The following is a 14,679-nucleotide window of genomic DNA, read 5'->3' on the forward strand; positions in this document are numbered from 1 at the left end:
TGACTGTCGCGGGCCCGGGATCAGCTGGTGGGCACCACGTCGGGAGCGTCCTCGATGTCGCCGGTCTCCCCGGCCTTGGCGGCGCGACGACCGAAGTACACGATGTAGGACACGAACGCGGCCTCGGCGAGGAGGCCGATGGCGATGCGGACGAAGGTCGGCAACGGTGACGGCGTCACCATCGCTTCGATCAGCCCGGACACCAGCAACACCCCCACCAGGCCCACGGCCACCGACACCACGCCGCGGCCCCGCTCGGCCAGGACTTGTCCGCGCGGCCGGTCACCGGGCGCGATCACCGACCAGCCCAGCCGCATCCCGGTAGCGGCGGCCAGGAACACCGCCGTCAGCTCGAGCAGCCCGTGCGGAATCAGCAGCCCCAGCAGCAGGCCGCCCCTGCCCGCCGCGAACATCAGACCGGCAATCACTCCGACGTTAGCCGCGTTCTGGAAGAGCACCAGCGGTATCGGCAGGCCCAACACGACCGACATCGCGATGCACTTGGCGGCCACCCAGGAATTGTTCACCCAGACCTGCAGCGCGAACGACGTCGCCGGGTGCTCGCTGTAATACGACTCGACGTCATGGTTGACCAATTCGTTGATCTCGGTCGGAGTGCCGATGACGGACTGCACTTCGGGACTGCCGGCCACCCAGAACGCAATGAGCACCACGACGGCGAAGAACGCCACCGCCGTAGCCAACCACCAGCGCCCGGCGCGGTAGGCGACGACCGGGAAGGACACCGTCCAGAACCGGACGAAGGTACTTGTCAGCGGCGCATGCGCGCCGGTGACCGCGGCCCGCGCCCGGGCGACCAGGCTTGACAGCCGGCCGACCAGCAGCGAGTCCGAGGACACGGACCGCAGCATCGACAGGTGCGTGGACACGCGCTGGTACAGCTCGACGAGCTCGTCGATCTCGGCACCGCTCAGCGAGCGACGCTTTTTGACCAACTGGTCGAGGCGATCCCAGGTGCCGCGGTGGGTCAGCAAGAACGCGTCGACGTCCACCTGCGCAGCGTACCCAACCGAGTGCGACAGGTAGCCGTCCGCAAACCTGTAGCGTTCCGGGGTATGTCGGAGGTGGTGACCGGGGACGCCGTGGTGCTCGACGTGCAGATCGCCCAGCTGCCGGTGCGTGCGGTGAGTGCGATCATCGACATGACCGTGATCTTCATCGGCTACCTGCTCGGACTGATGCTGTGGGCGACCGCGTTGAGCCAGTTGGACGAGGCGTTGACCATTGCGTTCCTGATCATGTTCACGGTGCTGGCGTTCGTCGGCTACCCGGTGGCCATCGAGACCGCGACCCGGGGCCGGTCGGTCGGCAAGATCGTGATGGGCCTGCGCGTGGTATCCGACGACGGGGGCCCGGAACGCTTCCGCCAGGCGCTGTTTCGCGCGTTGGCGTCGGTGGTGGAGATCTGGATGCTGCTGGGCAGCCCGGCCGTGATCTGCAGCATGGTGTCGCCGAAAGGCAAGCGCGTCGGCGACATGTTCGCCGGCACCATCGTCGTCAGCGAGCGCGCTCCGCGCCTGGGGCCGCCGCCGGCCATGCCGCCGTCGCTGGCGTGGTGGGCGGCGTCGCTGCAGCTGTCCGGGCTCACCGCCGGCCAGGCCGAACTCGCGCGCCAATTCCTTTCCCGGGCATCGCAATTGGATCCGCGGTTACGTGAGCAGATGGCGTACCGGATCGCCGGCGAGGTGTTGTCCCGGGTCGCACCGCCGCCCCCGCCGGGTGTTCCGCCGCAGCTGGTGCTCGCCGCGGTGCTTGCCGAACGGCACCGCCGCGAGTTGGCACGGCTGCGTCCGCCGATGAGCCCGGCTGTGCCGCCGATGGGGACCCAGGGGCCGTACGCTGCGGCGCCGTGGCCCGCCCAGCCACCGCCCGCCCAGCCATGGCCCGCCCAGCCATCGCCCGCCCAGCCGTGGCCCGCCCAGCCGTCGCCCGCCCAGCCACCGATGTACGCGCAACCACAGGCGATTCCGTGGCCGGAGCCCGACGCACCGCCGCAAACCCCGCCGCCCGGCGGCTTCTCCCCGCCGAGCTAGCTACTGCGCGACCGTCGCGGCCAGGATGGCGACGTCGGCAACCAATAGCGCCACACCGACCAGCGGCACCGCGATGCCGAACCGGAGCTTGGCGGTGAACACCGAGACGACGACGACCAACAGGGCCACTACCGGCGCGCCGTAGAACAAGACGCCGAAATCGATCCCGGCGCCCAGATTGGGGCAGCGGCTTTCGCTGCAGGCATCGGTGCTCATCACCGCGCCGAGAGCGAACAACATCACGATCGCGGCACCCGGCACGGTCAGCAGGGCGAGCACCCAGGTGATCCATAGGCGGGCCTGCCCGCTGCCCCGCGTCGGAGCGGCCACGCCGCTGGGACGCGTCTCCGTCAGGCGATTTCTGCCGTCCATGACCCAAGTGGCTACCCGGGCGAGGACAACCGCAAACCCCGTGTTAGCCGTTGCATCGCGTTCTGTCACGATATATCGTGATCGTATCGACGCAGCTTTCGGCCGCGTTTTCGACACACAGATAAGGACCAGACATGGACAATCTCTTCACTGCGCCCGGCGGGCCATTCGGCGCTCGGCCCGGGTTCGGCTTCGGCCCCGGCCCGGGCCTGCCGCCCACACAACGGCGCGCGCTACACAGCGCCAGGCGTCAGGCTCGACGTGAATTCTTCGCAAACCTGCGCGACCATGCCGGTGACCACGACGGACCGCTGGGGTTCGGCCCCGGTTTCGGCCCGGGGTTCGGTTTCGGCTTCGGCTTCGGCCCCGGCGGCCCGCGCGGCGGATGGCGCCGCGGCGGACGCGGTCGTGGCCGTCGCGGCGACATCCGGTCGGCCATCCTGGTGCTGCTGAGCGAGCGGCCGATGCACGGCTACGAGATGATCCAGCAGATCGCCGAGCGCAGCAACGATCTGTGGCGCCCCAGTCCCGGCTCCGTGTACCCGACGTTGCAGCTACTCGACGACGAGGGCCTTATCACCGCCGGCGCGTCCGACGGCAGCAAGAAGCTCTTCGAGCTGACCGACGAGGGCCGGGCGGCCGCCGAGAAGATCGACACCCCGCCGTGGGAGGAGATCGCCGACGGCGTCGCGCCCGGACACCTCGAATTGCGCCGGGCCATGGGCCAGCTGTTCGGCGCGGTCATGCAAGCAGCGCATGCCGCCGGCGCCGAGCAGCAGCAACGCATCGTCGACATCCTCAACAACGCGCGCCGCGAGATCTACGGCATTCTCGGCGAGGACTGACCACCCGGCGCGCGGCGAGTCCCGAATCGCCGGACACCCCCAACGACCATGACCGCAGGACAGACTCAGGACGACTTAGGACACGTCGACCCAATCCAGGGTTCGCTGCACTGCCTTGCGCCAGCCCGCGTAGCCGGCGGCGCGCTGCTCGTCGGTCCACTGCGGCGTCCAGCGCTTGTCCTCCTGCCAATTGGCCCGCAGGTCCGACGGGTCCGCCCAGAACCCCACCGCCAAACCCGCCGCATAGGCCGCGCCCAGCGCGGTGGTTTCGGCGACGACCGGACGCACCACGTCCACGCCCAGCACGTCGGCCTGGATCTGCATGCACAAGTTGTTGCTGGTGATTCCGCCGTCGACCTTCAAAATCTCAAGGCGCACACCGGAATCGGCTTCCATGGCATCGACCACGTCCCGGCTCTGGTAGCAGATGGCCTCCAGCGTCGCGCGAGCCAGATGCGCATTGGTGTTGAATCGCGACAACCCCACGATCGCGCCGCGGGCATCGGATCGCCAATAGGGAGCGAACAATCCGGAGAACGCCGGCACAAAATACACCCCGCCGTTGTCGGGAACCTGACGAGCCAGCGACTCGCTTTGTGCGGCACCGCTGATGATGCCGAGCTGATCACGCAGCCATTGCACCGCCGAACCGGTGACCGCGATCGAACCCTCAAGCGCGTAAACGGGTTTGGCGTCGCCGAACTGGTAACACACCGTGGTCAGCAGGCCGTTCTGGGATCGTACGATCGTCTCGCCGGTGTTGAGCAGCAGGAAATTGCCGGTGCCGTAGGTATTCTTGGCCTCTCCCGCGTCCAGGCACACCTGACCGACCATGGCCGCATGCTGGTCACCGAGCACACCGGTGATCGGCACCTCGCCGCCCACCGGCCCGGTGTCGAGCGTGACACCGTACGGCTGCAGCGGTGACGACGGCTCGACGGCCGGCAGCATCGCGCGTGGAATGTTGAAGAACGACAGCAGTTCGTCGTCCCAGTCCAGCGTCTCCAAGTTCATCAGCATGGTCCGGCTCGCGTTGGTCACGTCGGTGACGTGCACCCCGCCGCGCGGCCCGCCGGTCAGATTCCACAACACCCAGGTGTCCGGGGTGCCGAACAACGCATCGCCGCGTTCTGCGGCGTCGCGCACCCCGTCGACGTTATCCAGGATCCACTGCAACTTCCCGCCGGAGAAGTAGGTCGCCGGCGGCAACCCGGCCTTGCGGCGGATCACCTCACCGCGGCCGTCGCGCTCCAGCGCCGCCGCGATCCGGTCGGTGCGAGTGTCCTGCCAGACGATCGCGTTGTAGTACGGCCGGCCGGTGTGCTTGTTCCACACCAGCGTCGTCTCTCGCTGATTGGTAATACCCAGGGCCGCAATATCTTTGGACGACAGATCCGCCACGTTGAGCACCGACATCAGCACCGAGGCGGTGCGCTCCCAGATCTCCACCGGATTGTGCTCGACCCACCCGGCGCGGGGCAGGATCTGCTCGTGCTCGAGCTGGTGACGGGCCACCTCGGCGCCCCGGTGATCGAAGATCATGCAGCGGGTGCTGGTGGTGCCCTGATCGATGGCGGCTACGAACTCTGAGAACTCGGCCAACTGCACTCCTAAACGTGACGTCGAACACTCGGGTTAATCGTCCATGATGGGCCACGAAAGGGTAAGCATCGACGCCTACCCGGGTCGCACTTGCGCGGCAGGCGCTAAACCGGTTGCATCGGCGTTGTGGGCGAAGAGGTCAAGCGCACCACGTATGACCGCACACACCGGCGGGAATACCGGCGCAAGGTGCAAGTCTGTCTCGACGTCTTCGAGACGATGCTTTCCCAGTGCAGCTTCGATTCCGACCAGCCGCTCACCGGGATGGAAATCGAATGCAACCTTGTCGACGGCGACTACCAGCCCGCCATGACGAATCGGTCTGTACTGGACGCGATCGGCGATCCGGCCTACCAGACCGAATTGGGCGCCTACAACATCGAATTCAATGTGCCGCCGCGACTGCTGTCCGGGCGTACCGGCCTGGACCTGGAACGGGACGTGCGGGCCAGTCTCAACGACGCCGAGCGAAAGGCCGGTTCCGACGGCGCCCACATCGTGATGATCGGCATCCTGCCCACGCTGATGCCCGAGCATCTGAGCGAGGGCTGGATGAGCGAATCCACCCGCTACGTCGCGCTCAACGAATCGATCTTCGACGCCCGCGGCGAGGACATCCCCATCAATATCTCCGGCCCGGAGCCGTTGAGCTGGCAGGCTGCCTCCATTGCGCCCGAGTCAGCCTGCACCAGTATGCAATTGCATCTGCAGCTGGCTCCGGGTGATTTCGCCGCCCACTGGAACGCGGCCCAGATGCTGGCCGGCCCACAGCTTGCGCTGGGCGCCAACTCCCCCTACTTCTTCGGACACCAGCTGTGGGCCGAAACCCGGATCGAACTGTTCGCGCAATCCACCGACACCCGGCCCGAGGAACTGAAGTCCCAGGGTGTGCGGCCGCGGGTGTGGTTCGGCGAGCGGTGGATCGACTCCATCCTGGACCTGTTCAAGGAGAACGTCCGCTACTTCCCGTCGCTGCTGCCGGAGGTGTCCGACGAGGATCCGGTCGCCGAGCTGGCGGCCGGACGGATCCCGCAGCTGGCCGAATTGCGCCTGCACAACGGCACGGTGTACCGGTGGAACCGGCCGGTGTACGACGTCTCGGAGGTGGCCGGGGAAGGACGGCCGCACCTGCGGCTGGAGAACCGGGTCTTGCCGGCCGGACCGACCGTTCTGGACATGCTGGCCAATTCGGCGTTCTATTACGGCGCGCTGCGCAGCCTGGCCGAAGCCGAGCAACCGCCCTGGACTCGAATGAGTTTCGCTGCGGCACAAGCGAATTTCTTCGCAGCAGCCCGCCACGGCATCGACGCCCCAATGCACTGGCCGGGCCTGGGCGAGGTGCCGACGCGGGAGTTGGTGTTGACCACGTTGCTGCCGATGGCTCACGATGGACTGCGGCGGTGGGGTGTCGACGCCGAGGTGCGCGACCGGTTCCTGGGGGTCATCGAGGGCCGGGCCAGCGTCGGCCGCAACGGCGCCACCTGGCAAGTCGCCACGGTGCGCGGGCTGGAGGACGGCGGGATGAACCGGCGCGCGGCATTGGCCGAGATGCTGCGCCGCTACTGCAAGCACATGCACGCCAACGAGCCGGTGCACACCTGGGGTGAGTAGGTTGGGAGACATGACTTCTGAGGTAATGGACTGGGACGGCGCCTACCGGGAACAGGGCGTGTTCGAGGGCCCGCCACCGTGGAATATCGGTGAGCCGCAGCCGGAATTGGCGGCGTTGATCGCGGCCGGGAAAGTCCGCAGCGATGTGCTCGACGCCGGATGCGGGTTCGCCGAATTGTCGCTGGCGCTGGCAGCGGAGGGCTACACCGTGGTGGGCATCGATATCACTCCGACGGCCGTCGCGGCAGCGACCAGGGCCGCCCAGGAGCGGGGGCTGAGCACAGCCAGCTTCGTGCAGGCCGACATCACCGACTTCGCCGGCTATCCGGCCCGCTCCGAAGGCCGCTTTGCCACGGTGCTGGACTCCACGCTGTTTCATTCGCTGCCGGTGGAGGATCGCGACGGCTACCTGCGCTCGGTGCATCGCGCGGCGGCGCCGGGCGCCTGTTACTACGTGCTGGTATTCGCCAAGGGGGCGTTCCCGGCCGAATTCGAGGCCAGACCCAACGAGGTCGACGAGGACGAATTGCGGGACGCGGTAAGCAAGTACTGGGAGATCGATGAGATCCGGCCCGCGTTCATCCATGCCAATGTGCCGCAGGTACCCGGAGCGCCGTTTGAGATGCCGCCGCACCCGCGCGACGAGAAGGGCCGGATGATGCTGCCGGCCTATCTACTGAGCGCGCACAAGGCCGGCTGACCCGTCACGCGGTCTAGACGGAAGTTACGACGGGTTCTGACTGGGGATTAGTGTTCTGAGCTGGCGCTATGGGCTGTTGTCTCGTGCTGATATGTAGTCACGAATATGTGCGTGTCATTCGTATCTGATCGGCGGAATCAGGCTATGATGCTTCGTATGCCGCGCAACCAGGGCAAAGCTCACGTAGTCAGAGTTAAAAAGACGCATGTGGATAAGCAGGGCAAACAGCGCGTCTATCAGTCGGTGCTGTTGCGCCGCACCTTCCGCGACGGGCCCAAGGTGCGCAACGAGACCGTGGCCAACTTGTCGATGTTGCCCGAGGCGGCGATCGCCGCGCTGGAGGCGACGCTGAAGGGACACAGCCTGGTGCCCGCTGGTCAGGAGGTGACGGTGCTACGCGCGTTGCCGCATGGGCATGTGGCCGCGGTCGCGGCGATGGCCCGCCAGCTGGGACTGCCCGCGCTGCTGGGGTCGCCGTGTCGGTCCCGCGATCTGGTCTACGGGCTGATCGTCTCGCGGGTGATCCATCCGGCATCCAAGCTCTCGACGCTGTCGCGCTGGGCCGATTGCACCCTGGGCGCGGACCTGCAGATCGCCGGCGCTTCCACCGACGAGATCTATGCGGCGATGGACTGGCTCAGCGACCGCCAAGACGGCATCGAAAAGAGGCTCGCCGCTAAACACCTTGGTCCAGAAGCCAATCCGTCACGGATGGCGTTGTTTGACCTGACCTCATCGTGGGTGACGGGCCGGCATTGCCAGCTGGCCAAGCGCGGCTATTCCCGCGACCGCAAAAAGGGCTTACCGCAAATCGAATACGGGGTGCTCACCGACCCTGCCGGCCGGCCGGTGGCGGTGCGGGTCTTTGCCGGTGATACCGCCGATCCGGTCGCCTTCACCGACATCGTGGAGGTCATCCGCACCGGCTTCGGGCTGGATCGGCTGGTGCTAGTCGGCGATCGCGGCATGATCACCGCCGCTCGCATCGCCGCGATCAAAGAACTCAACGACACCGGAACCGATTTCGGGTGGATCACCGCGCTGCGCGCTCCAGCGATTGCCAAACTGGCCGCCGACGACGGGCCGCTGCAGATGAGCCTGTTCGATACCCACGACCTGGCCGAGATCACCCACCCCGACTACCCACACGAACGGCTGATCGCCTGCCGCAACCCCGCCCTGGCCGCTGAACGGGCCCGCAAACGCAACGAACTGCTGGCCGCCACCGAGACCGCCCTAGCGCGTATCGCCGAACGGGTCGAGCGCGGCAGCCTGGCCGGGGCCGGCAAGATCGGCGAAGCTGTCGGGCAGATCGTCAACAAATACAAGGTAAGCAAGCACTTTCACCGCACCATCACAGACACCAGCTTCGCCTATGAACGCGACCACGCAGCCATCACCGCCGAAGCCGCCCTCGACGGCATCTACGTCCTGCGCACCTCGGTGCCCGCCACCGACCTCGACGCCCCCGCGGTGGTCACCGGGTATAAGAACCTGGCCTATGTCGAACGCGACTTCCGCAGCATCAAAACCGACGACCTCGACCTACGCCCCATCCACCACCGGCTGTCTGAGCGCGTCAAAGCCCACGTACTGATCTGCCTGCTGGCCTGCTATGTGACCTGGCACTTACGCAAAGCCTGGGCGCCGCTGACCTACACCGACGAACACCCACCAACCCGCGACAACCCCGTCGCACCCGCACAACGCTCACCACATGCGCACACCAAAGCATCTCGCCACCAAACCACCGACGCCACTCCACTGCGCAGCTTCCGCGCTCTGCTCGATCACCTGGCCACCTTGACCCGCAACCGAATCCGCTACCAGGACACCAACATCGAAATCGAGACTCTCACCGAACCCACCCACGACCAACGCCGCGCCTTCGACCTCATCAAGGCCACCATCCCCCTCACCATCGCGGCGTAGTCAGACCTAAAACACCCAAAACCAACAAAACCCCACGTCAAAGCCCGAATCACCTATCCAGACGGTCGCAACTTCGGTCTAGACCGAAGTTGCCGCGGTGCCGGCGATCAGCGCCTCGGCAAAGGCCTCCAGGTCGTCGGTGGTGGTGTCCACGTGCGGTGAGATCCGCAGTACCGGCGCCGTCAGTTCCTGCGGCGCTCGCCCCACATCGGCGCAGGTCGTCACGATTCCCCGCTCCGTGAGCAGCCAGGCCCGCACTGCCGCGGGATCGGAGCCGTCGACCGCGGCCAGCGTGGTGATGGCGCTGGGTTCGTCGACCGGTTCGACCACCACCCAGCCGTCCACGTCTGCCAGCAGGGTCCGGGCAATACCGCCGAGCTCGGTCAGGCGCGCCCTGATCAGTTCCGGCCCGCAGCTTAGGTGTTCGCCGACCGCTACTGAAAAGCCCACGCGCGCTGCCACATTGGCCTCACCGAGCTGCAGGCGCTGCGCCACTGACAGCGCCGGGGCCCACTCCGGGAGCGGCAGCCGTGGAGTCAGCCGTTCCATCAACTCCGAGCGCACGGCCAACACTCCGACACCGCGCGGCCCGGCGAGCCATTTGCGAGACGACGAATAGGCGACGTCGGCGCCCACCGCGCAGTCCACCTGGCCCAGCGCCTGAGCGGCGTCGACAACCAGCGGCAGCCCCAGCTCACGGCAGAGCCTGGCCATCATCGCCAGCGGCTGCACCGTGCCGCGGTGGCTACCGACCGGAGTCAGATGCACCAGGTCGGGCGGATTCTCCTCCAGGTCGAACGCCGCATCGTCGAGCGCGAGCCGGCCGTCGTCGAGGGTCGGCAGGAACCGCACCTCAAACCCGTGGGCGTCCATCACCGCCAGGTTGGGGCCGTATTCGCCGGGCAGGCAGGCCAGCGTCCCGCCTCGTGCGGGCCAGCTGCCCAACAGCAGATCCAGCGCGTGCAGCGAGCCGGTGGTGAACACCACGTCCGCGTCGGGCATGCCGCACAGGGTCGCCACGGCGGCCCGTCCCGCGTCGAGCACGGCGGTGGCGGCCTCGGCGGCGACATAGCCGCCGACCTCGGACTCGTGCAGCGCATGCCGGGCGGTGGCGTTCAAGACCGCGAAGCTTTGCCGCGAGCAGGCGGCGCTGTCCAGGTGCAGGCCCGCGACCGGCGGGCGGGCCGCCCGCCACCGCTTCGCCAGGGTGCTCACTTCACGGCCAGCGACAAGCCGAAATCACCGCCGTCGTCAGTCCACCACCGGGTGCGACGCAGCCCCGCCGCGACCAACTCGGCCGCGACGCCGTCCGGCCGGAACTTGCACGACACCTCGGTCAGCAACTCCTCGCCGGGGGCGAACTCCACAGTCAGCTCGAGTGCGCCCACCCGCACCCGTTGCCGGCGGTCGGCCCGGAGCCACATCTCGATCCGCTCCTCGGCGGTGTTCCAGCGCGCGACGTGCCGGTAGGCGTCGAGGACGAAATCGGCGTCCAGTTCGCGGTTGATCACCGCGAGGACGTTGCGGTTGAACCGGGCCGTCACGCCGGCGGCGTCGTCGTAGGCCCGGACCAACCGCTCGGGGTCCTTGACCAGGTCGGTGCCCAACAGCAGGCTGTCGCCAGGCTGCATCACGCCGGCCAGGGTCGCCAGGAATTCCGCGCGCGGGCCGGGTGTCAGGTTGCCGATCGTCGAGCCGAGGAACACGAACAACCGTCGGCCGCCGTCGGGAATCTCGGCCAGGTGTTCCTCGAAATCACCACACACAGCATGTATTTCGATGCCCTGGTACTCGCTCTTGAGAGCTTTCGCGGCCGACGACAGGACGCCGGCGTCGACGTCGAACGGCACGAATCTACGCAGCGAACCACGATCGCGCAACGCGTTCAACAACATCCGGGTCTTTTCCGAGGTGCCGCTGCCGAGTTCGACCAGGGTGTCGGCCTCGCTGGCGGCGGCGATGTCGGCGGAGTGAGCGCGCAGGATACCGGCCTCGGCGCGGGTCGGGTAGTACTCCGGCAACCGGGTGATCTGGTCGAACAGATCGCTGCCCACCGAATCATAGAACCACTTGGGCGGCAAGGACTTTGGCGTCATCTGCAGACCGTCGAATACGTCGCGGCATAAGGCGAGGTAGGCCGAGTCCTCGGACAGATGGTTGGACAGCGACAGCGTCATCAAGGTCCTTTCGTAGCGTCCAAGGTGGTCAACGTGACCCCGTCGACGGTGACCTCCACCAGGTGGCGGTCCGGCACGTCGGTCCAATCGTCGTCGTCGTCATAGGGTTCGCTGGCCAGCACCACCCCGTCGGGCCGTTGCAGCATGGACAACGTCTCGTTCCAGGTGGTGGCCAGCAACCGAGATCCGTTGGCGGCCATGATGTTGAGCCGGGCGAGCGGGTCGGCGGTACCGATCTGGGCGATCGTTCCGGCCAGTTCGTCCAGGCCGCGCTCGAAGATGGTGGCGGCCAATATCGCGCTGTCACAGACCGATTCGGACAACGAGGTCAGCGGCAGCACGGCGCGGTCGACCACGCCGTTGTGCGACAGCAGCCACTCTCCGTCGGTAAACGGTGCGGTGGCGCTGATCTCGATCGGCATCCCGACGGTGGCCGAGCGCACCGCGGCCACCACGCAGTGACTGCGCAACGCCGGCGCGACCGACACGAACGACGTGTCGCCCCACAACGGCGACGCGCTGCGCCACCGCCGCGGCACCCCCGCGTCGAAAAAGCCGACGCCCCAACCGTCGGCATTCATCAGGCCGTGCTTTTGCCGGCGCGGCGCATACGACTGCACCAGCAGGCTCTGCGGCGGCTCCAGGACCAGTGCGGACAGGGTCACCTCGGTGCCCAGCCAACCCAGATGACGACACATCAGGACGGGTCCTCAACGTCCCAGGCCAGCCGGACGCCGGAGAAGATCTGCCGGCGGTACGGGTGATCCCAGTTGCGGAAGCTGGGCCGCAGGATCGCCGGCTCGACGGCCCAGGATCCGCCGCGCAGCACCCGGTAGTCGCCGTCGAAGAACGGTTGGGAGTACCGGTCGTAGATCATCGGGACAAATCCGGGCCACGGCCGCAGCGGCGAGCTGGTCCACTCCCAGACATCGCCGAGCAGCTGCTCGGCGCCATACGCCGAGGCCCCGGCGGGGTAGGCGCCGACCGGCGCCGGGCGCAGCGCCGCGGCACCGAGGTTGGCGTGCCTGTCCGACGGCTGCTGCGCGCCCCACGGGTAGCGGCGCCGAGACTCGGTCACCGGATCCCATACGCACGCCTTCTCCCACTCCACCTCGGTCGGCAGCCGGGCACCGGCCCAGGCGGCGTAGGCCTCGGCTTCGAAGTAGGTGACATGTTGCACCGGCTCGTCGGGCGGAAGGTCTTCGTGGTAGCCGAACCGGGTGCGGGTTCGCCCGTCGGAATTCCAGAACTGCGGGGCGGTCAGGCCGGCGCTGAGGCGGTATTGCCATCCGCGATCGGACCACCACCGCGCTTGGGTGTAGCCACCGCCGTCGACGAACTGTCGCCATTCGCCATTGGTGACCGGAACCCGGCCGATCCGGAAGGCCGGCACGTCGACGACGTGGGCGGGCCGTTCGTTGTCCAGCGAGTACGGCTCGGTCTCGGCGTCCACGCCCAGCACGAACGGCCCGCCGGGCACCAGCACCGACGTCCCGGCCACGCCCGGCCGGCCGGCGGGCAGCACGGATGTCTCCCGCAGCAGCGGCGCGCCGGGACGCAGGTTCAGCGCCTGCAGCATGGTCTCGGTGTGCTGGTATTCGTGGCTGGCCACCATGCCGAAGGCAAAGCCGGCTTCGTCGGGCCGGCCTGCTGGCGCGTCGGGCAGGGCGTCCAGCGCGTCCAGGGCCGCGGAGCGCACGGCGCGGCAGAAGGTTCGCGCCTGTTCCGGGGACAGCAACGGCAGCTCGACCCGGCTGGCGCGCGAGTGCTGGAATGCGTCGTAGAGACCCTCGACCGCCGGCGGCAACATCCCGGGGCGATCCGGGTCGCCGCCGCGCAGCAGCCACAACTCCTCCTGCTGACCGATGTGCGCCAAGTCCCACACCAGCGGGCTCATCAGCGGGTCGTATTGGCGGCACAGCTCCGCGTCGTCGAAATCGACCAGCCGCAACGTCAGCGTCCGGGCCCGCTCCAGATCCCGGGCCAGCCTTTCTCGTGTGGTCACGCTTCCCCTCGCGCCAACCGCGCCACCGCCGGCGCGATCCCGGATTCGACGACCCGGTCGGCGAAGTCGTCACCGCAGCAGCGGCCCTGCTCGACATTGGCGATCAACACCTGCATGGCGTCGGCGATCCGCGTAGGCGCCCGCTCGGCGGCGACGGTCACGCATCGGTTGGCCGCCGCGTAGAGCCGCCGGTCTTCCAGGCCGACGCGGGCAGCGGTATCCCAGGCGGTGGCCACCGGTTCGACGGCCTCCGCGGCCAGCTCGGCCGCGGCCGGGTCGTCGAGCAGGGTCACCACCATGAATGCCAGGGCGGGCCAGAACGTGTCGGGCACGCTGTCCAGGTAGCGGATCTCCAGCCATTGCCGGGGACGCACCGGCGGGAACAGCGTCGTCAGGTGATAGTCCAGGTCGGCGGTGGTCGGCCGGCGATCACCCAGCAGCACCGTGCCGTCGGCCCAATCGGCGAAGGGCACGTAGTGGGTCACCGCCACGGCGTCGGGGTTGTGCACCAGCATCACCGGCGCCTTCAGCGCGTAACGCGCCCAATCGGTGGCGGGTTCGTCCCCGCTGGCGCCCAGGATCGGCCCGCATCGCGCCGCATCCATCTGGCCCCACACCCGCTGCCGGGTGGACCGCCAACCGGAGAACTCGCCACCGAGCATCGGGGAATTGGCGGCGATCGCGATCATCGTCGGCCCCAGGGCGTGGGCCAGCCGCACCCGCGACGCCCAGTCGGCCTGCGGCCCGGCATCGACATTGACCTGGATGGAGGCGGTCGCCGTCATCATCGCCGCCCCGGCTGCCCCGGAGTCACTGGCGGCGAAGAACTGTTCCATCGCCCGATAGCGCGGGCCCGGGTTGATCCGCTTCGTCGGCCGCAGCGGGTCGGCACCGAGGAACACCAGGCCCAGGCCGGCGTCGGCGAAGGCCGGGCGCAGCACGGCCTGGTCACGGTTCATCGCGTCGATGGCCGCCACCACGCCGTCGCACGGCGGACCCGACAGTTCCACCGCGCCGCCGGGTTCGACGCTGACCGCGCTGCCGCCGGGCAGCGGGCTCACCCAGTCCAGAACGTCGGTGATCTCGTCCCAGCCGGGCCGGCGAAACGGATCCGCGGGGTCATAGCAGTGCGCTTCCAGCTCCAGCCCCACCCGCCCGAGCGGGCCGTCGACGAGGCAGCTGTCGGCGACGTACTCCCCCGCGGCTTCCAACGAGGCGATTTCGCTATCGCCGTCACCGGCGCTGTCCAGCTGCGCTGCCGCGGCAGTGCTGGGGGCAAACGTCATATCACGATTCCTCCGGGGCCTGCGCAGCTATCGAGAACGATAGCCGCCACCATCTCATCTTCCAGAGAGCCCCGACATATTCCCGCACGTTCTCG

At 68.0% G+C, this 14,679-nt stretch carries 13 protein-coding genes; 5 read left to right on the forward strand and 8 right to left on the reverse strand.

Annotation, left to right across the window (positions count from 1 at the left end; all coding sequences use genetic code 11):
* Positions 1 to 20: 20 nt before the first annotated feature.
* Positions 21 to 1,013: a stage II sporulation protein M gene (locus MKAN_RS12645; RefSeq protein ID WP_023368690.1), complete on the reverse strand. Its 993-nt coding sequence runs from the start codon at positions 1,011 to 1,013 to the stop codon at positions 21 to 23.
* Positions 1,014 to 1,076: 63 nt separating this feature from the next.
* Here MKAN_RS12645 and MKAN_RS12650 point away from each other — a divergent pair, with 63 nt between their 5' ends.
* The gene (locus tag MKAN_RS12650; protein ID WP_023368691.1) at positions 1,077 to 2,054 is read left to right on the forward strand and encodes an RDD family protein; all 978 of its coding nucleotides are present in this window, start codon (positions 1,077 to 1,079) and stop codon (positions 2,052 to 2,054) included.
* Here the strand turns inward: MKAN_RS12650 and MKAN_RS12655 are convergent, their stop codons facing one another.
* The gene (locus tag MKAN_RS12655; RefSeq protein WP_023368692.1) at positions 2,055 to 2,426 is read right to left on the reverse strand and encodes a hypothetical protein; all 372 of its coding nucleotides are present in this window, start codon (positions 2,424 to 2,426) and stop codon (positions 2,055 to 2,057) included.
* 134 nt (positions 2,427 to 2,560) lie between these two features.
* Between MKAN_RS12655 and MKAN_RS12660 the strand changes: the two genes are divergently transcribed.
* Positions 2,561 to 3,271, forward strand: a complete 711-nt coding sequence (locus tag MKAN_RS12660; RefSeq protein WP_023368693.1) for a PadR family transcriptional regulator — start codon at positions 2,561 to 2,563, stop codon at positions 3,269 to 3,271.
* Positions 3,272 to 3,346: 75 nt separating this feature from the next.
* Here the strand turns inward: MKAN_RS12660 and glpK are convergent, their stop codons facing one another.
* A complete protein-coding gene (glpK, locus tag MKAN_RS12665) occupies positions 3,347 to 4,873 on the reverse strand; it encodes a glycerol kinase GlpK (protein WP_036394523.1) in 1,527 nt (508 codons plus the stop codon).
* Positions 4,874 to 4,999: 126 nt separating this feature from the next.
* Between glpK and MKAN_RS12670 the strand changes: the two genes are divergently transcribed.
* The 3 genes from MKAN_RS12670 to MKAN_RS12680 all read left to right on the forward strand — a co-directional run bounded on the left by MKAN_RS12670 (position 5,000) and on the right by MKAN_RS12680 (position 9,116).
* Entirely contained in the window at positions 5,000 to 6,484 is a 1,485-nt protein-coding gene (locus MKAN_RS12670) for a glutamate-cysteine ligase family protein (protein WP_023368695.1), read from the forward strand.
* A gap of 10 nt (positions 6,485 to 6,494) precedes the next feature.
* Positions 6,495 to 7,184, forward strand: a complete 690-nt coding sequence (locus tag MKAN_RS12675; protein WP_023368696.1) for a class I SAM-dependent methyltransferase — start codon at positions 6,495 to 6,497, stop codon at positions 7,182 to 7,184.
* Positions 7,185 to 7,340: 156 nt separating this feature from the next.
* The gene (locus tag MKAN_RS12680; protein ID WP_225722800.1) at positions 7,341 to 9,116 is read left to right on the forward strand and encodes an IS1634 family transposase; all 1,776 of its coding nucleotides are present in this window, start codon (positions 7,341 to 7,343) and stop codon (positions 9,114 to 9,116) included.
* Between the two features lie 78 nt (positions 9,117 to 9,194).
* Here the strand turns inward: MKAN_RS12680 and egtE are convergent, their stop codons facing one another.
* The 5 genes from egtE to egtA are packed head-to-tail and all read right to left on the reverse strand — an operon-like array spanning position 9,195 to position 14,584.
* Complete coding sequence (gene egtE, locus MKAN_RS12685) at positions 9,195 to 10,331, reverse strand: ergothioneine biosynthesis PLP-dependent enzyme EgtE (protein WP_023368697.1); 1,137 nt, start codon at positions 10,329 to 10,331, stop codon at positions 9,195 to 9,197.
* On the reverse strand, positions 10,328 to 11,293 hold the full coding sequence (gene egtD, locus MKAN_RS12690; RefSeq protein WP_023368698.1) for an L-histidine N(alpha)-methyltransferase: 966 nt from the start codon (positions 11,291 to 11,293) through the stop codon (positions 10,328 to 10,330). The genes egtE and egtD overlap by 4 nt, the downstream gene beginning before the upstream one ends.
* Positions 11,293 to 11,991, reverse strand: coding sequence for an ergothioneine biosynthesis protein EgtC (egtC, locus tag MKAN_RS12695; RefSeq protein ID WP_023368699.1), 699 nt, complete (start codon positions 11,989 to 11,991; stop codon positions 11,293 to 11,295). Before egtC ends, egtD begins: the two co-directional genes overlap by 1 nt.
* On the reverse strand, positions 11,991 to 13,298 hold the full coding sequence (gene egtB, locus MKAN_RS12700; RefSeq protein ID WP_023368700.1) for an ergothioneine biosynthesis protein EgtB: 1,308 nt from the start codon (positions 13,296 to 13,298) through the stop codon (positions 11,991 to 11,993). Before egtB ends, egtC begins: the two co-directional genes overlap by 1 nt.
* Positions 13,295 to 14,584 carry an ergothioneine biosynthesis glutamate--cysteine ligase EgtA gene (egtA, locus tag MKAN_RS12705; RefSeq protein WP_023368701.1) on the reverse strand — a complete coding sequence of 430 codons (1,290 nt, stop codon included), beginning with the start codon at positions 14,582 to 14,584 and terminating at the stop codon, positions 13,295 to 13,297. The genes egtB and egtA overlap by 4 nt, the downstream gene beginning before the upstream one ends.
* Positions 14,585 to 14,679 lie beyond the last annotated feature (95 nt).

Source organism: Mycobacterium kansasii ATCC 12478 (assembly GCF_000157895.3).
Classification (GTDB): domain Bacteria; phylum Actinomycetota; class Actinomycetes; order Mycobacteriales; family Mycobacteriaceae; genus Mycobacterium; species Mycobacterium kansasii.